This window comes from Luedemannella flava (assembly GCF_039528515.1).
Classification (GTDB): domain Bacteria; phylum Actinomycetota; class Actinomycetes; order Mycobacteriales; family Micromonosporaceae; genus Luedemannella; species Luedemannella flava.
Genome location: NZ_BAAALT010000139.1, coordinates 1 through 2,486, shown reverse-complemented (window position 1 = coordinate 2,486; position 2,486 = coordinate 1). Strand labels below are relative to the sequence as shown.

The following is a 2,486-nucleotide window of genomic DNA, read 5'->3' as shown; positions in this document are numbered from 1 at the left end:
CTCGGTCGGCCCGTAGTGGTTGAACACCCGCCGATCCCCCGCTGCCGCGAGCAACCGGTCCAGCCAGTCGACCGGCGCCGCCTCACCGCCGAGGATCAGCGATCCGGCCGGCACCAGCCGCTCGACACCCACCTCGGCCGCCAACGCGGCCAGGTGCGAGGGCACCACCTTCACCGCGTCGATCCGGTGCTCGGCGAAGTAGTCGGCCACCGCCTGCGGGTCCATCACCGTGTCCGCGTCCAGCACATGCAGCTCGCCGCCGGTGGCCAGACTGGTGAACAACACCGTGTTGCCCAGGTCGGTGACCTGCGGCTGCAACAGCGCATACCGGGATCCCGGCTCGGTCCAGCCCACCCGGTCCGACACCGAACGCACGTAATTGGCCACCGCGCCCTGGGTGACGCCCACACCCTTCGGCACGCCCGTCGACCCGGAGGTGTACATGACATAGGCCAACCGGTCCGGATCGACCGGCCCGGCCGGCGTCGACGCGCCGCTGGCCAACACCGCCGCGACCAGCGGGTCGTCCAGCGCCACCAGCCGCACCCGCCGTCCCGCCGGGAGGTCGCCCACGGTGTCGGAGTCGCCGAGGACCACCAGTGCACGGCTGTCGGTCAGCATGAACCCGATCCGCTCCACCGGTAGCCCGCCGTCGATCGGCAGGTAGGCCCCACCGGCCTTCCACACACCGAGGATGGCGGCGACCGTCTCCGCGCCCCGGGGCAGGCACAGGCCCACCACCGAGTCCGGGCCGACCCCCAACGACCGCAGATAACCCGCGATCGCACCGGATCGCGCGTCCAACTGTGCGTACGTCAGATGTATGTCATCAGTCACCAGCGCGACCGCATCGGGCCGGGCCGCCGCCTGCCGCTCGAACAGCCGCACCACCGACTCGGCCGTGCCCTCGACCGCCGTGTCGTTCCAAGCGCGGACGACCAGGTCCCGCTCCTGCGGATCAATCAGCCGGACCTCGTGCAACCGCAGGTCCGGCGCCCCGGTGACCAGGTCCAGTACCCGTACCAGCCAATCGGCGATCCGGCCGGCGGCCGGCGCGTTGAACAGGTCGTCGGCCACGGTGAACGCGCCCCGCAGTCCGGCCGGCCCGCCGTCGACGTCGAACACCTCGCCCACCAGGACGTCGAGGTCGAACTTCGCCGTCGGCTTGCCGGCGAACAACCCTCGGGACCGCAGGCCGGGCAACCGCAGGGTCTCCTCGGCGACGCCCTCGGCGGCCGCGGTGACCGGGTTGAGCATGGTGAGGACGACCTGGAACAGCGGGTGGCGGGCCAGCGACCGCGCTGGCGCCAGCTCCTCGACCAGGCGCTCGAACGGCACGTCCTGGTGTGTCAACGCACCGAGACCGGCCTCGCGGACCCGGCCCAGCACATCGCGGAAGGTCGGATCGCCGTCGAGGTCGGTACGGATCACCAGGGTGTTGACGAAGCAGCCGATGAGATCGTCGAGGGCTTCATCGGTACGCCCCGCGACGGCCGAGCCGATCGGGATGTCGACGCCGGCGCCCAGCCGGGACAGCAGCACCGCCACCGCCGCGTGCAGCACCATGAACGGGGTCGCGCCCTCCGCCTGCGCCAGCCGCACCATCCGCTGGTGGACCGCCGCCGGGACGCGCAGCGGCACGCTGTGACCGCGGTGGCTGGCCACGGCCGGGCGGGGCCGGTCGAACGGCAGCGCCAGTTCCTCCGGTACGCCGGCCAGCGCGTCGCGCCAGTAGTCGACCTGGACCGATAGCCGGCTGTCCGGGTCATCCTCGCGGCCGAGCAGTTCCCGCTGCCAGAGCGTGTAGTCGGCGTATTGGACCGCGAGCGGCTCCCAGTGCGGCGCCTGACCCTGGACCCGCGCCGCGTACGCGGTCGACAGGTCCTGCCCCAGCGGGCCCATCGACCAGCCGTCACCGGCGATGTGGTGCAGGACCAGCACCAGCACGTGGTCGTCCGGATCCACCTGCCACAGCCAGGCCTTCAGCGGCAGCTCCACGGACAGGTCGATCGCGGTGCGGCTGGCCCGGACGATCGCCTCGGCCAGGTCGTCCGCGGCCGACGGACCGTCGGACGAATCCAGTGTGGACAGCCGGTTCCGGGCTGGGCCCTCGGTCAGGTCGCCGAGGTCGAGGAAATTCAGGTCGGTGTGCCGCAACTCGGCCGACGGCACCACGGTGAGTTCCCAGCGCAGCTCGTCCGGGTCGATGATGTGCTGGTAGGGCTCGCCTTCCGAGGTGGGGAAGACGGTGCGCAGCGACTCGTGCCGGACGATCACGTCCCGCAGTGCCGCGCCCAGGGCGCCCACGTCGAGCTGGCCGCGCAGGCGCACGATGGTCGGCGCGTTGTAGGTGGGACTCGGGCCTTCCAGCTGGCCCAGGAACCACAGCCGGCGCTGCGCGGACGACAGTTCCAACCGGGGCGGCCAGCCAGGCCGCCAGCTCCGCCACGGTGGGGGTGTCGAAGATCTGGCGGATGTCGAGCTCG

The 2,486-nt window shown here is 72.0% G+C and carries 1 protein-coding gene; it reads right to left on the bottom strand.

Going from position 1 to position 2,486, the window contains the following annotated elements; translation table 11 throughout:
* A partial coding sequence (locus ABD211_RS21025) for a condensation domain-containing protein (protein ID WP_344134530.1) occupies nucleotides 1-2,415 on the bottom strand: 2,415 nt, incomplete at its 3' end.
* Between the last annotated feature and the right edge of the window lie 71 nt (nucleotides 2,416-2,486).